This is a genomic window from Desulfallas thermosapovorans DSM 6562 (assembly GCF_008124625.1).
In the GTDB taxonomy this organism is placed as follows: Bacteria; Bacillota; Desulfotomaculia; order Desulfotomaculales; family Desulfallaceae; genus Sporotomaculum; species Sporotomaculum thermosapovorans.
The window spans coordinates 83,492-99,043 of the sequence record NZ_VNHM01000010.1 but is presented as its reverse complement, the minus strand read 5'-3'; the positions used below and the strand labels follow the sequence as shown (position 1 = coordinate 99,043).

Genomic DNA, 15,552 nt, shown 5'->3' with positions numbered 1-15,552 from the left:
CCCCCTTTATATGCTATATATCTTAACCAAAAACACTATGCACGGTTTTTGTCATTGCTATTTCATTTATTTAACAAACTTTGCTGTAATACCAGGTTAACAATGTTATAAAATTCACATGATATTGATATATATATCACGTATGCCCAAATATGTCAAATAACTTCCTCTTTAACGGGCGTATTCGGGGGTTAATGCTAATTTTCGGCCTGTAAACGGCTGCATTTAATAAATTCCTTCTGTAAGGGTATCTTTGTATACGTGTTATTGTGTCAACCCCTTAAATACCTCGCGGGCGGCCTCAATGGTCTGGTCGATCTGTTCACTGGTATGGGCCAGGGACATAAAGGCGGCCTCAAACTGGGATGGGGCCAGATATACGCCTTTGTCCAGCATACCCGCAAAATATTTGGCAAATCGTTCAGTATCTGATTTTAATGCCGAAATGAAATCAGTTACGGGCTCGCTGGTGAAAAATGTGCAAAGCATGGATCCCACCCGGTTAAAGGTAAGGTTCAGCCCCGCTTCTTCGGCTGCTTGCTTCAACCCTGATTCCAAACGGGCTGATTTTTGCTCCAGTTCATCATAAACGCCCGGCCTGCGCAGTAACTGCAGGGTGGTGATACCGGCTGTTACCGCCAGCGGGTTGCCTGACAGTGTTCCGGCCTGGTATACTGGTCCCGCCGGGGCCACCTGGGACATAATGTCCTTTTTACCTCCATAAGCGCCAACAGGTAGTCCGCCACCAATTATCTTACCCAGGCAGGTAATATCGGGCTCAACGTTATACAGTACCTGGGCACCGCCGTAGGCCACCCTGAAGCCTGTCATTACCTCATCCATAATGAGAAGTGCTCCGTATTGTTCGGTCAAACGGCGTAAACCCGCCAGAAAACCCGGTACCGGGGGAACTACTCCCATGTTGCCCGGGACAGGTTCCACGATTACTGCTGCGATATCCTCGCCCACCTGCCGGAAAATCTCCTGCAGGGTTTCCAAATCGTTAAAGGGAGCGTTAATGGTATGTTCAGCCGTGCCCGCCGGCACTCCCGGACTGGTGGGTACGCCCAGGGTAAGGGCACCGGAACCCGCCTTAATTAAAAGGAAATCGGCGTGCCCGTGATAGCAGCCGGCAAATTTGACTATCTTATTGCGCTTGGTATAACCCCGAGCCAGCCTGATGGCACTCATCGTAGCCTCGGTGCCCGAGTTAACCAGCCTGACCATATCCATGGCCGGGAGGGCTTCTATGATCATCTTTGACAGCTCAGTTTCCAACTCGGTAGGGGCACCAAAACTTGTGCCCATTTCCAGGCAGCCCTGTAAAGCTTTAACCACTTCGGGATGCCGGTGGCCCAGTATCAACGGACCCCAGGAACCTACATAATCAATGTATGTATTGCCGTCTACATCGGTCAGCATGGCCCCCTCGCCCCTGGCAATAAATACCGGGGTGCCTCCCACCGATTTAAAAGCCCGTACCGGACTGTTTACCCCGCCGGGGATATATTTAGTCGCCTCTGCGTAAAATTGGGCCGACTTATTAAATCCATTGTGCATTGGATCACCGCCCTGTTTTATTAGTAAGCGCAAAAGCGCCAGCACTTAATCAATGAAATATTTCATACTGCTTTTTTTCAGCTCGGCTGTGCTGAATAGCAATTTATAATTGGTTACACCGGTTTTTTCCGCCATTTTTTTGGCCAATTGCTCACATTGCACCCTGGTTTGCCCGTGTATAACGGTAAATATGGTATATGGCCAGCCGGGTTGTCTGGGACGCTGGTAGCAATGGGTTACTTCGGGAAGTCCCGCCAGCAACCGTCCCACGGTGGCCGCCCGTTCTTCGGGTACGTCCCAAACCACCATGGCATTTGCTGTGAAGCCAAGATCCTGATGGCGCAACGCTGCTCCGAAACGGCGAATCATGCCGTTACTTATCATTTCATTTATTTTGATCATCAATTCTTTTTCTGACAGACCAATCCTTTGGGCTATAGCCTGGTATGGTCTCTCCACCAGGGGCAGACCCTGCTGCAATTCCCTGACAATCTTTTTTTCCAATTCAGTCAGCATGCTTCACCTCGGACAGGTTGAAGTTTACGCGAACTTTGAAAATATTGATGGCCGGCAGGTTTAATATATCCGCCAGGCCGGTTTTTTCTTTAATCTCGTTTAAAATGCTGTTGATATGTTGTTCCGACTCGGCCAGTAACGTAAACCACATATTATAGTGATGGTTGCGCAAGTAATTGTGAGTTATCCCTGGATAGCTGTTAATTATTTGAGCTACACGGTCAATTTCCTCTTCAGGTACACGCAATGCGCATAAAGTACCTGTATAGCCGATTTTACGGGAATCAAATAGCCCGCCCAGTCGCCTGATTATTCCGGCCTGCTGCAACCGGGAGATTCTATCCATTACCTCTTGCCCGCTGATACCGAGTTGTCTGCCAATCATTTCGTAGGGTCGCTGGACCACCGGGAAATCGGACTGAATAATTTGCAGCAGTTTTTTATCTGTTTGATCAACGCTCATGGATTAATATCCCTTTCTTCCGTGGTAAAGACACCAGGGTTCCTCAGCCATGTAATCACCATGATAATAATAAGCCCTGGCCCGGCAACCGCCGCATATTTTTTTAAACTGGCAGGCGCCGCAGCCCCCGCTATACTCCATGGTGCGCAGTTTTTGCAGTACTTCGTTGTTGTGCCAAATTTCATCAAAGGGGGCCTGTCGCACATTGCCCAGGGGGATATTAAGATAAGCGCAGGGCTGTACGTCACCCCGGGGACTAACTATACAATAAGCTGTTCCGGCCAGGCAGCCCCGGCTAAAACGCATACTAACCCCCATCTGGCGGGCGATGCGCATGAATTGGGGTGCGCATGTCGGTTTAAGCTCTATATCCACCTGGCCTTGCTTGACCATGATGCGCCGCAGCAAATGTTCATATTGCTCGGCACGCAGTGTTTCCGTTTCTATATTTACCGCCCGGCCGGTGGGTACCATAAAGAAAATATGATGTCCCCGGGCACCCAGTTTGACGGACAGGTCGGTTAAATCCTCAATTTCGCCGCTGTTCCACTCCATTACCGTTGTATGCAATTGAAATGGCAGCCCGGCATCACGGCAGGCTTGCATGCCGTCCACCGCTCCCTGCCAGGCTCCGGCACAGGCCCTGAAATCATCGTGCCTGCCTGGGTCCGTACTGTCCAAACTGATACCCACTGCCATGGCTCCCGCTTCTTTTAATCTGGCGGCAGCCTTCGGGGTGATCATGGTTCCGTTGGAACCTAATACGGGTCTCAGCCCCGCGCCGGCAGCATATTGGATCAACTCATATATGTCTTCCCGCATGAGCGGCTCGCCGCCGCTGAAAATCATTATTTTAAAACCTGCCCGGGCAATTTCATCAATTAATTTTTTGCCTTCTGCAGTGTTAAGTTCCTCATCGGCCCGGGCACCTGAATCCCGGTAGCAGTGCTTGCAGTACAGGTTGCAAGCGTTGGTGGTGTTCCACGATACCAGCATGCTGCTACGTTCCTTTCTTCAAACCTTTAGATTATACCCGGTCATGTTATGATAAGCCATTTAAGCCGGCTAGCCATCCTCTTTTAACCAGCGTACCACATCCGGAGCATGGTAAGTTATGATGATATCCGCCCCGGCTCTTTTCAGGCCGGTCAATAGTTCCATGGTGGTTTTTTGTTCGTCAATCCAGCCAAGACGGGCAGCGGCCTTAATCATGGAGTATTCGCCACTAACATTGTATGCAGCCAACGGGCCGTCAAAATTCTCCCTTACCGCAGCAATTACATCCATATAAGCCATGGCCGGTTTAACAATAACCATATCGGCCCCTTCGGTGATATCCTGCTCTACCTCACGCAGGGCTTCCCTCAGGTTGGGCGGGTCCATCTGGTAGGTTTTGCGGTCACCGAATTGCGGGGCCGAGTCGGCGGCTTCCCGAAAGGGACCGTAAAATGCCGAAGCATATTTAACGCTGTAGGACATGATGGGAACATCAGCATATCCGTGCTCATCCAGAGCCTCCCGAATAGCCCGCACCCGCCCGTCCATCATATCCGATGGCGCTATAATGTCAGCGCCGCTTTGAGCGTGGGAAACAGCAGTGCGAGCCAGCAGTTCCAGAGTTGGGTCGTTTAGAACTTTACCTTCATGTACAATTCCGCAATGGCCGTGATCCGTATATTCGCACAAACAAACATCGGTAATTACCAATAGCTCGGGAAATTTATCTTTGATGGCCCGTACGGCTTGCTGAATAATGCCATTGGCATCATAAGCACCGCTGCCCACGGCATCTTTACTGTCCGGGATGCCGAACAACAGTATGCCCGGAATACCCAGCGACTGTACTTCCTTTAGCTGAATCAGCAGCCGGTCTGTGGAAAACCTATACACGCCAGGCATGGACTCTACAGGTTGTTGCACATCCCGACCACCGGTAATAAAGAATGGATATATTAAATCATCTACTCGCAGGTGGTTTTCCCTGACCAACCGCCGCATGTTGGCGCTGGAGCGCAAGCGGCGCGGCCTGGCAACTGGATAATACATGGTCCACCTCCTGTTTATTGTAGGATGTAGAGTATGCTTTATTAGCTTGCCGACGTTCCGGTTTCTTCGTCGGTTAGATAACAGGCGGGATCCGGTGCCCAGAAATCGCCGTGCACCGCCTCAGCCCTGGTTCTAAAATTGCCGTTGCACATATCCAGCCAGCGGCACCTGGCACAACGTCCCTTTAGCAGCGGCTTACGGTTTTTAAGTCCTTGCAGCACGGGATGATCTGGATTTTTCCATATATCTCCAAAGGGTTTTTCTTTAATATTTCCCAGTACATGCTGGCGAGTAAACTGGTCGGGATAAACATTGCCGGACCAGTCCACGGCCCCGATGGCTATGCCCGAACGGTTGCCACCATTGGCGGTCAGTAGTTGTTTGACCCGTTCGGCCCTGTCCGGGGAAGTTTTTTGCAGAGCCAGATAGATATAAATGCCATCGGCGTGGTTATCAACCGTAAGTATTTCCTTGTTCAGACCACGGCGGTGGTAATCCCTAGTACGTTCCATAATCAATTCCATGGCCTGCCTGGTTTGGCTGTGGCTCAAATCTTCATCAAGCATTTTGCTTCCCCGGCCACTATATACCAGATGATAAAAACACACCCTGGGTATATCTTCAGCTTCAATTAAATTAAAGATATCCGGCATTTGGTCAAAGTTATGGCGGTTAATGGTAAAGCGCAAACCTACCCGCTGGCCAATGGACCGGCAGGCACGTATACCACTTAATGCAGCATTAAAGGCTCCTTTGCGGCCACGAAAACGATCGTTATTATCACCAATACCGTCCAGGCTGATACCTACATAACTGATCCCTATTTCCTTTATTCGGGCGGCTACCTCCGGGGTTATCAATGTACCGTTGGTGGAAAGGGTGCAGCGAATATTTTTACTGCGGGCATAACCGGCCAACTCAAAAAAATCAGGGCGCAGTAAAGGCTCGCCTCCGGAAAAAAGGATTACAGGCACATTAAAGGCGGCTAGGTCGTCAATAAACTTTTTAGCCTCCGCGGTGGTTAGTTCATTTCCAAAAATCCGGTCATCGGAATTGGAATAACAGTGCAAACATCTTAAATTGCAAGTACGGGTTGTGTTCCATACCACCACGGGGCCATGTCCGGTAGTTGTTCCATTGCGCTGGCAGCTTGCATCATGTTTATAGCGCAGTGAATCACCGTAGTATTTTGCTCCGCAAAGTAGTCTGCTTACGCTGATCATAAATTTCTCCTTGTTTAGAGCCGGTTTGGTACCGACGGGTTATAGCTTAAAAATATTATAAACTGAAATGCTATTGTGAAAAGCCTTACAGGTGACAAGTTGGTGCAAACAAAGCCTATTTTTATTTACCTGACTTGATACTGTCCAAAATAGCCTGTAGTAAACCGCTGATGGTGTACTCTTTTGCTTCAATGTGCACCGGTAGTCCCAGATCACGGGCGGTAGTGGCGGTGATGGGTCCGATGCAGGCTATGCGGGCATTGTTAACAAATTCACCCGGGTTGGCCTCACCCAGTAAGTTAATAAAATTACGCACCGTAGATGAACTGGTGAAGGTGATTAAATCAATGGAGCCATTGACCAGCATGTCCTTAATATCCCCGGCGTTACCGGTACCCACTACAGTACGATAAGCTGTCACTTCATCCACTTGCACACCCATACGGGACAGCGCTTCGGGCAATACTTTCCTGGCGATGTCCGCCCGGGGTAGCAATACCCGGTCGCCAGCCGACAATTTACCTTTTAGTCCCTCTACGATGGCTTCAGCCCGGTATTCAGTCGGTATGTAGTCTACCTTAAGGGCCATTTTCCGAAGTGCTTTGCCAGTTTGTGGCCCGATGGCACATATATTTATGCCCTTTAGGTCCCGCACGTCTCCGTTTAACTGTTGCAGTGTGTTAAAAAAGTATTTTACCCCATTTACGCTGGTAAAAATAATCCATTGATAGCGGGACAGGTTAGCTAGGGCATTTTCAAGGGGTGCGTTGTCCTCGGGTGCGGCAATGGCGATGGTGGGGAATTCCACCGGTTCGCCACCTAATCTTTCAATAGCCCGGGACAATTCACTGGCCTGTTCCCGGGAACGGGTGACCAAAACTCTTTTGCCGAATAGTGGCTTATTTTCAAACCAGCTCAGTTTATCCCGCAGGCGCACCACTTCTCCTACGATAATAATGGCGGGGTTTTTAAAATCATGTTCCCGGGCCAGGCGGGAAATATTGTCCAAACAGCCCACTAAAGTTTTTTGTTCCGGGCGGGTGCCCCAGCGAATCAGCGCTACGGGGGTTTGGGGAGCTCTGCCGTGTTGTAACAGTTTATCCACAATACCCGGCAGGTTCCCCATGCCCATTAGGAATATTAAAGTTCCCACGCCGGTGGCTATTTTGGACCACTCAATGTTGGATGTTTCTTTGGTGGGATCTTCGTTACCGGTGATGATGGCCAGGGTGGAAGTGAAGTCCCGGTGGGTTACCGGTATGCCGGCGTAAGCCGGTACAGCGATGGCCGAGGTAACGCCGGGGATTATTTCAAAGGGTATACCGTGACGGGCTAATTCCTCAGCTTCTTCGCCGCCGCGTCCAAAAACAAAGGGATCTCCCCCTTTTAAACGGGCCACGGTTAAACCTTGCATGGCCTTTTCCACCAACAGTTGATTTATTTCCCCCTGGGTCAGGATGTGCCGGTCCGGTTGTTTACCTACAAATATACATTCAGCGTCTGAACGGCGCTGTTCCAGTAATCTAGGTCCTGCCAACCGGTCATATACGATCACGTCGGCTTGTTTAATGCATTCCAGACCTTTTAATGTAAGCAGCCCCGGGTCGCCCGGCCCGGCACCGATGAGGTATACCGTTCCCTTTTTATTTGTCATGAAAACCAAACTCCTGTCTTGCTTGCTGTAATATTTTTTCTGCCCCGCGTTCGATCAGAACTTCGGCCAGTTGAGTGCCCAATTTCCGAGCAGCAGCCACCGGTCCCGTTATGCTGTGGCGAATAGCGGCTTTACCGTGCAGGTCAATCACCGCCCCTTCCAGTGTGAGTAGATTATCATGGAGATAGCCATAAGCGCCTATGGGTACCTGGCAACCACCTTCCAATCTCTTCATAAAAGCTCTTTCGGCCTCAATGGCGGCTCGGGATGGTCCGTGGTCAAGGGGGGCTATAATATCCCGGGTTTCATCATCGTTGCTTTTAATTTCTACCCCAATGGATCCTTGCCCTACGGCGGGCAAGCAAATATCAAAGGGGATCAACTGGGATATCATCTCTTCATAACCCATGCGTTTTATGCCGGCGTAAGCCAGAACAATGGCATCCAGTTCCAACTCTTTGAATTTGCGCAGCCGGGTGTTCAAGTTTCCCCGAATATCTACCATCTGTAAATCCGGTCGATAATATAGCAATTGAGCGCGGCGCCTTAAACTACTGGTGCCGACCAGGGCACCTTTCTTTAAACTGGCCAACTTAATATTATTTTTAGATATTAATACATCGCCAGGATATTCCCGTTGGCAAATCGCACCAATGGTCAACCCTTCCGGTAATTTGGTGGGTAAATCCTTCATACTGTGTACAGCCAGCTTAATACTATCGTTAAGCAGAGCTGATTCCAATTCTTTGGTAAATAGCCCTTTGTCACCGATTTTAGCTAGCGCTACATCTAAAATATGATCTCCCTTTGTTTTCATGCCTTTAATTACGAAATTGCGTCCCGGGTGGGCTTTAAGCAGTGCATCTGCCACCCAGCGGGCCTGCCACATGGCCAGGTCACTGTCCCGGGAACCGATAAGCACTTGGTTTACCATTTTGGCCTCCGATACATTTTACCTTAAGGCACAGGATGCCCATATTGGTTTGAAAAGTTTCGCTTGCGGGAATTCTTTATGCCAAATATCCTTCAATGCTGGCCCGACGCTTGGGCTGTGATGCTTGTGCTTTGCCGTGCTTGCCCACCTTGGTAGATTGTTTGACGTTAGTGTGCCCGTTCGGGGTAACCAGGTAGTCGACATCGTCCAGGCAAAATAATTCCTCCATGGCCTCTTTGTATAGCGGGCCTTGCTCGGTAAGGGCGTATTCCTTTAACCGGGTAACGGGAGTGTGCAGCAATTGATTAACGATGTTATTAGCCATGGATCCGATCACCTTGCGATCGTGTTCGGAGATGTTACCCAGTTTACCCAGGGCTCGGGCCATTTCCCTCTCTTTAATTTCCTCTCCGCGTTTTTTCAGTGCACTGACGGTGGGTATGACATATTGCATGTCTAGCCACTGGACAAACTCATCCACCTGTTCCTCAATGATGCCTTCCGCCATAATGGCAGCCCGCTTGCGTTCCATTAGATTATTGTCCACTACGTTTTGCAAATCATCTATATCGTAAAGGGTCACACCAGGTATTTTACCCACTGCGGGGTCTATATCCCGGGGCACCGCAATGTCAATCATCATTATTTTTTTATTGGGTTTTGGGGACAAGGCACTTTGTACATCGGAGGCCCGTACCACATAGTGGGTAGCCGCAGTGCAACTGATTACAATGTCGGCTGCTTCCAAATAACGATGCAATTCATCGAATTTAACAGCCCGGCCACCAAACTGGCGGGCCAGGCACTCGGCCCGGTCATGGGAGCGGTTGGAGACGATGACCCCTGAAACACCGTTGGCAACTAAATGCTTGGCGGTCAATTCACTCATTTTACCGGCACCGATAACCAATACTGACCTGCCGGTAAGATCGTGAAAAATTTGCTTGGCCAGTTCAACCGCAGCATAGCTGATGGAAACGGCATGCTGGTCGATGCCTGTTTCGGTACGCGCTCGCTTGCCCACAGTGATGGCATGTTTAAATAAAGTATTGATAACTTTGTCCGTGGCTTTATACTCTTGGGCAAGATGGTAAGCCGTTCTTACTTGGCCCAATATCTGGGTTTCACCCAACAGCATAGAATCCAGCCCGGCTGCTACTCGGAATAAATGCCGGGCTGTTTTATGCTGTGTAAAGGCATAGGTGTACTTTTTAATCATTGACGCCTCAACGCCCGATTTATGTTGTAAAAAACTTCTAATAGTTTCTATGCCGCTTTCAATATCAGTAACATGGGCATAAATCTCAGTACGGTTACAGGTGGAAATAATTACGCAACCCAAAATTACCGGTTGGTCAAGCAGCCTGGCCAAGGCATCCGGCAATGAATTATCAGAAAAGGATAGTTTCTCCCTAATCTCCACCGGAGCAGTTTTATGATTGACACCGATTGATATAACAGACATTATTTACCCGCTCCTTTGCTTTATCTAAATCCCCGTGCTTGACCAGGTCGAATGTGGTTTCATCCACCAGATTTTTTAATATCTGTTCACGCTTGTTTGGATCCGTTACCTGTTCCTGCACCTGCTTACGTACTGTATTTAGAAAATCAGTGAATTCGCCAAATACAGGGCTGAAATCACGCTCCAGCCTTTTACGTATCAGCTTGGCCAGGCGGGGACTGCTGCCGCCCGTGGAAATGGCCAGTTTCAGCGAACCCCTGTGTACCACCGAAGGCACAAAAAAACTGCACCGGGGCGGGTCATCCACTACATTGACTACAATATTACGTTTCATGCAATCGTTGGCCACAGCATGGTTGGTGGCGTCATTATTAGTGGCACTAATTACCAAAAAAGTATCCTCTAAATCACTGGTTTGATATATACCCCGGCGGTGCATAACCAGACCGCGGTTTACCATGTCCTGTAGCCCGGGGGTTAACTGGGGGCTAACGACATGGATTTTAGCACCACAGCGGGCCAAAGCATTAACTTTGCGCTCGGCTACTTTGCCGCCGCCTACCACCAAGCATTTTTTATCCGTAAGATTAAGAAATATGGGGTAAAGTTCCAAAGAAATCAGCTCCGGGTGCAAAAATGCGGGGGAAGTACAAAGTTAGTATGCCTCCCCCGGTCACATTTTCAGGATGTAATTAATGTTAGAACTTCCTGACACCAATAAAATCAGCAATGATTTGCATGGTTTTTTTAACTGGTACATCGGGCAGCTTGGTCAATTCTTTTTTTGCTTTGGCAATATATTGATTAGCGATAGCCGCTGAATATTCTATACCTCCGCACCGGGTGATCAAATCAATGGCTTCGTGAACTTCTTCTTCACTCTTATCAATTTTTTGTATGATTTCATGCAGCCGGTTTCGGTCACTGCTTTCTTTAAGTGCGTAAATTGTTGGCAAAGTTATAATGCCCTGCCTTAAGTCACCGCCCACCGGCTTACCCAATTTGATTTGCTCGGCAGTCATGTCCAGAATATCATCCGTTATTTGAAAGGCCATACCAATATGGTGACCAAACCTGCGGAGGGATTGATGTAAGTGCTGTGGAGCACCACAGGCTACAGCTCCCAATTGGCAAGAGGCTGATATTAAAAGGGCGGTTTTCCGGTTAATACGATAAAAATAATCTTTAATATTCTGATCGGTATTATAGGTCGTGGAAATCTGCAGTATTTCCCCTTCACTCATTTTTACGCTGGTATCTGCCAGCACTCTAGGTATCAATGGCTCCTCATAACGGGAAATTAGTATTAAAGATTTACCCAGCAAATAGTCGCCAATATGGGTGGAAATGCGGTTGCCCCATTTGGCTCTGACAGTGGGAATACCCCTTCGGGTCAGGGATGAGTCCACAACATCATCATGCACCAGACTGGCCATGTGAATTAGTTCCAATGCCACCGCTATGGGAACCAATTTGTCCATATTGAAGTTGTAAAATTTGCCGCCCAGCAGGCAGAAAGCAGGGCGCAGACGCTTGCCGCCCGCGTTAATCAAATGCGTAGCTGTTTCCGTTAGTAACGGATCGGAAGATTTTACAGCATTTTTTAGCTCATCTTCCACAACGCTTAATTCTGTTTTTATTTCGCTGAAGAAATCAAATATCATTATGCTCACCTACTCATTGTGAAAGAAGGCTATTTAAAAAGAAGGCTATTTAAATACATGAGCTTTACCTTCGACAACGTTGGATAAATTTCCTTCTTTTGCGTTGTCAAGCGGGTGTTTGAGGTTTGTGATGGTCTTTCATAATACCGGCTGGCGGCTAATGACGGTAGCCTTTTAGCTGTAGACTGCTTATAAACTACTATATTAGATTATTATATTTTACTCTTAAAATCAATGAGAATTGTATATACCCCTGCTTGTTTAACCAAAGCTTCTTTGTTATAATAAATATTGTCGTCAAAATGAATATGGGGGTGGATGGTGCCTGGTGGTGCCCCTGGTCTTCAAAACCAGTCCGTGGGGCGGCGATCCCGTCCCTGGTGGGTTCGATTCCCACACACTCCCGCCAGTAATAGCAAGGCTTCCGGGGTTCCGGAAGCCTTGTGCTTTTTGTGTTGCCACCCAAAATGGCAACGGATTTGGCAACATCATTACTTTGTTACTCCAGTTCCTTCTATTGTAATCCCCTTTTACCCTATGGTGGAAAACGAGGTCAATTTGTTGTCGGGTTATGATTTGAGAGAGAGGCGACAAGTGTGCAACAATGAACTATACCCATTATTTTGTCGCGCGCGCTCTTTCGCCGGGCTGCGAAAGCTTATTGAACATATTCATGAATAATTGAGTTCCTTAAATACCAGCAATAAACAGTGATTATGGTAATCCATATTCAAAGTTCTCATGCAACTGCCAAAAAGGGAACACTTAATAAACCGGCATCCGCAGGAAAAAATCCTGTAGATAACTTTTAATCCTGTAGCTTTTACGAAGCATCCACAGCTAATAGCTGGGATCTAACAAACAGGAAATGTTTAAGTTTGGCCTTTTTTTAGTCATTATATGCTCTAACCAAAGGTTGGGAGCAACTATTTATCTTAGAATTGTCTATTTGACGTTTTGCGTAGCTTTGGTTTTATTTCCTCTCTCAAAGCTTTATAAATCGAAAAACACATAAGTAACATAATTATCGAAAATGGCAACGCCGCTAAAATTGCCATTGTTTGCAGCCCTTCAAGCCCTCCGCTTAGTAGCAGTACCATGGCCGTTGATGATTGAAGGATACCCCATATTATTTTGACTTTTGTTGTAGGGTTGAGACTGCCGTCGGTTGAGAGCATACCTAAAACAAACGTAGCTGAATCAGCCGATGTAATGAAAAAAGTAATGATTAGCGTGGTAGCCAAAAGAGAAATGATCATTCCCAAAGGGAGATGTTCCAGGGTGATGAATAAGGCGGAAGATACATCCGCCTGAACGGCCGCCGCTATGCCTATGTTTTGAAACATCTCCATATTTAAAGCGGTTCCACCAAAAGCAGCGAACCAAAGGAAACTAAAAATACTGGGTGCGATTAAGACCCCCAAGATAAATTCCCTAATTGTCCTGCCCTTGGATATACGTGCTATAAAGGTGCCTACAAAGGGTGCCCAGGCAATCCACCACGCCCAGTAAAATAAAGTCCACTGTCCTATCCAGGTGCCCTGGGTAAAGGGGGTTAACCGTAAGCTCATTTGGATTATATTCTGCAAATAACTACCTAAAGTGGTGGTAAATGTGTCGAATATAAAAGTGGTTGGTCCCAGCAATAGTACAAATAACAGCAGACCAATCGCCACTGTTATATTGAGGTTACTTAAAATTTTAATTCCCTTGTTTAGGCCGGTGTTGGCGGAAAGCATATATAATACTGTGACGATCAATATTACCATAAGTTGCGTGGTTGGATTATTGGCAACACCAAAGATATGGGATAGGCCGCCATTTATTTGCAGTGCACCTAGGCCCAGTGAAGTAGCTACCCCAAATACAGTAGCAATGATAGCTAGTATATCTATAGCTTGCCCTAACGGTCCTTTTACCCTTTCCCCCAGAAGCGGAAAAAAAGTGGAGCTAACCAGGCCCGCAGTTTTTTTACGGAACTGAAAATAAGCAAGAGTAAGTGCAATAATTCCATAAATTGACCATGGATGCAGTCCCCAGTGAAAAAAAGAATAACGGAGCGCAGTAGCACCTGCCTCCGGGGTTTGTCCCGGTATTCCCATAGGGGGGTCTATGTAATGGTATATCGGTTCTGCTATTCCCCAGAAAACAAGCCCTATTCCCATACCGGCGCTAAATAACATGGCAAACCAGGTAAGGTTTGAGTAATCAGGTTTGTCGTAATCCGAACCAAGTTTTATATTGCCAAATTCACTAAAGGCAAGGTATAAACAGAAAATTAAAAAGCTGAACACTGTAATTAAATACATCCAGCCAAATTTAGCTATTGTAAAGTCCAACAGATGGGTGGCTGTATTGGCAAGGTTTTGTGGCAAAACTACACCCCAGACAACAAACATGAATACAAGAACCATTGATAAATAAAAGACCAAAGGATGCACCTTCCTCTATAAAGGTAAACAACACACCGGTATTTATAGTTTATATTGTTTTTCGTATTTTACCCGGTTATGGTTTTGTAAATCATTAGGCAAACGGGAAAGAAATGAGAAGTATAATAACATGAAAAAGCCGCTGCTATCAAGAAATGTTGTTACTACCGGGTATAAATACCTTGATTTACACATTTCGTCAAAGTATTGATTAGATTAGTATGAATAGGAATTACTTTTAAGAGGTCATATAATAGCATCCGGCTGTTCCAGTAGTGGTTTTATTCTTTTCCTGATTTCCATCCTGTTGGTGTTTGGCATGGGTTTCAGTGGATATGGCGGTGTTTACGAGGCTGAAAAATATAGTGTAAAAAAGTTACCCCCTTTATGGCGGGGGTAACATATTTTAGTGACGCGAGGGTGTTGGGGAAGTAAAAAAGTAAGCTTTGTCCTGAAAATAACGTCAGTTAATTTTCATCCCCTGCTGGTGCCGCCCGCAGCATGGATGTCTAGTTAATGATTAACTCATCTTTGTGCAGTAGCGACAATATAAAACCGGTCAGGCCGGTGAATAAATTAATCACTCCGAAGATTACGTAATTGGTGCTGATAAATCCGGTTTGTACAGTTGCAATAACTAAAAACATAAGCCCGAGCAGAACGAATAATAACGACTTCTTTTTGGAGTTTATCATATTCTCTTTGATTGACAGTGCCATTTCTATTCCTGTTATGCGAGTGTCCTTTTCCTCCTGCCATTTTTCCGCCGGAAAAATTGGATGATTAGTACGTTTGGCCATATGTAGCAATTTATAACCGTCGATGAGATGGATTTTGACCCGTCCATGCATTCGCCGCACTAATCGTCTGGCTTCGTCGGTGTATGAACCGGTGGTTACCACAATGCCCTTTTGAAAATGAGCCAGCCTGACTTCCTGCAGAAAAGCTTTGATTTTATCGGCGGATACTTTGTCGTTTTCTCCCGAGGAGTTTATGCACATGACAGCAGTTTTATAGTTGCGCATATAACCTGTCATATCGATGGAAGAATCGGCACAGTGGCTCAGCGGTTGTAGTTTTTCAAAGGAGGCAATGCCTTCGAGCAGGTCCTTTACTAATAAGATGAATTCTTCCCGATTGTTAATATTTTTAATGTTTTGCCGGCATTTGCGGGCACTGTACCAGATGTCCCGGTGAGTGTTCAATGCTTTATGCCGGTAGTTTTTTATTTTGGCCAGGGCTATCGCCTCAATAGCCATTACAATAATGAGGATAGTTTGGGATGTTATTCCCTGGGGAAAAAGCTGGGCGAAAAAAAAAGTAATAACCCAGGTGAACGACAGTATAAGGATAAAGTCAACAGCCCGGGCCAGCCTGGTGCGCTCGTCCCGGGGCGGGTTTTGCATATAATGACGTAAATTGTTGCTAAACATGATGAAAACACCTCCACGCAAGAGTTTACCCCGACCATACACATTTCGGGGGATGGTTGAAATTTATTAATTGGGCATATGCTTTTATGGAAAGTATTTCCCTATATTGTTGCTTTTACACTTAAGATAGGAATTGTATCAAGCAATTATAACAGCAAAGCC

General features: G+C 46.9%; 13 protein-coding genes and 1 tRNA gene. 1 reads left to right on the top strand and 13 read right to left on the bottom strand.

The annotated features are described in order from the left end of the window. Positions 1-264: 264 nt before the first annotated feature. The 11 genes from hemL to LX24_RS09940 all read right to left on the bottom strand — a co-directional run bounded on the left by hemL (position 265) and on the right by LX24_RS09940 (position 11,525). Positions 265-1,560: a glutamate-1-semialdehyde 2,1-aminomutase gene (gene hemL / locus LX24_RS09990; protein WP_166512017.1), complete on the bottom strand. Its 1,296-nt coding sequence runs from the start codon at positions 1,558-1,560 to the stop codon at positions 265-267. Between the two features lie 45 nt (positions 1,561-1,605). Then, entirely contained in the window at positions 1,606-2,076 is a 471-nt protein-coding gene (gene ahbB / locus LX24_RS09985; protein ID WP_166512016.1) for a siroheme decarboxylase subunit beta, read from the bottom strand. After that, on the bottom strand, positions 2,066-2,539 hold the full coding sequence (gene ahbA, locus LX24_RS09980; protein WP_166512015.1) for a siroheme decarboxylase subunit alpha: 474 nt from the start codon (positions 2,537-2,539) through the stop codon (positions 2,066-2,068). The genes ahbB and ahbA overlap by 11 nt, the downstream gene beginning before the upstream one ends. A gap of 3 nt (positions 2,540-2,542) precedes the next feature. After that, positions 2,543-3,535, bottom strand: a complete 993-nt coding sequence (gene nirJ2, locus LX24_RS09975; protein ID WP_166512014.1) for a putative heme d1 biosynthesis radical SAM protein NirJ2 — start codon at positions 3,533-3,535, stop codon at positions 2,543-2,545. A gap of 69 nt (positions 3,536-3,604) precedes the next feature. After that, positions 3,605-4,585: a porphobilinogen synthase gene (hemB, locus tag LX24_RS09970; protein ID WP_166512013.1), complete on the bottom strand. Its 981-nt coding sequence runs from the start codon at positions 4,583-4,585 to the stop codon at positions 3,605-3,607. A 41-nt stretch (positions 4,586-4,626) separates the two neighbouring features. Then, a complete protein-coding gene (gene nirJ1 / locus LX24_RS09965) occupies positions 4,627-5,808 on the bottom strand; it encodes a putative heme d1 biosynthesis radical SAM protein NirJ1 (protein ID WP_166512012.1) in 1,182 nt (393 codons plus the stop codon). A gap of 121 nt (positions 5,809-5,929) precedes the next feature. Further along, positions 5,930-7,462: a uroporphyrinogen-III C-methyltransferase gene (cobA, locus tag LX24_RS09960; RefSeq protein WP_166512011.1), complete on the bottom strand. Its 1,533-nt coding sequence runs from the start codon at positions 7,460-7,462 to the stop codon at positions 5,930-5,932. After that, complete coding sequence (hemC, locus tag LX24_RS09955; protein ID WP_166512010.1) at positions 7,452-8,396, bottom strand: hydroxymethylbilane synthase; 945 nt, start codon at positions 8,394-8,396, stop codon at positions 7,452-7,454. Before hemC ends, cobA begins: the two co-directional genes overlap by 11 nt. A 76-nt stretch (positions 8,397-8,472) precedes the next feature. After that, positions 8,473-9,861, bottom strand: a complete 1,389-nt coding sequence (hemA, locus tag LX24_RS09950) for a glutamyl-tRNA reductase (protein ID WP_166512009.1) — start codon at positions 9,859-9,861, stop codon at positions 8,473-8,475. Then, a complete protein-coding gene (locus LX24_RS09945) occupies positions 9,830-10,474 on the bottom strand; it encodes a precorrin-2 dehydrogenase/sirohydrochlorin ferrochelatase family protein (RefSeq protein WP_166512008.1) in 645 nt (214 codons plus the stop codon). Before LX24_RS09945 ends, hemA begins: the two co-directional genes overlap by 32 nt. 85 nt (positions 10,475-10,559) lie before the next feature. Further along, complete coding sequence (locus LX24_RS09940) at positions 10,560-11,525, bottom strand: polyprenyl synthetase family protein (RefSeq protein ID WP_423244336.1); 966 nt, start codon at positions 11,523-11,525, stop codon at positions 10,560-10,562. A gap of 310 nt (positions 11,526-11,835) precedes the next feature. On the opposite strand from LX24_RS09940, the gene LX24_RS09935 reads away from it, so the two are divergent. Beyond that, a tRNA-Sec gene (locus LX24_RS09935) sits at positions 11,836-11,934 on the top strand. Positions 11,935-12,460: 526 nt separating this feature from the next. Here the strand turns inward: LX24_RS09935 and LX24_RS09930 are convergent. After that, on the bottom strand, positions 12,461-13,966 hold the full coding sequence (locus LX24_RS09930; protein WP_423244335.1) for a glycine betaine uptake BCCT transporter: 1,506 nt from the start codon (positions 13,964-13,966) through the stop codon (positions 12,461-12,463). Between the two features lie 500 nt (positions 13,967-14,466). After that, positions 14,467-15,390: a restriction endonuclease gene (locus LX24_RS09925; protein ID WP_166512006.1), complete on the bottom strand. Its 924-nt coding sequence runs from the start codon at positions 15,388-15,390 to the stop codon at positions 14,467-14,469. Between the last annotated feature and the right edge of the window lie 162 nt (positions 15,391-15,552).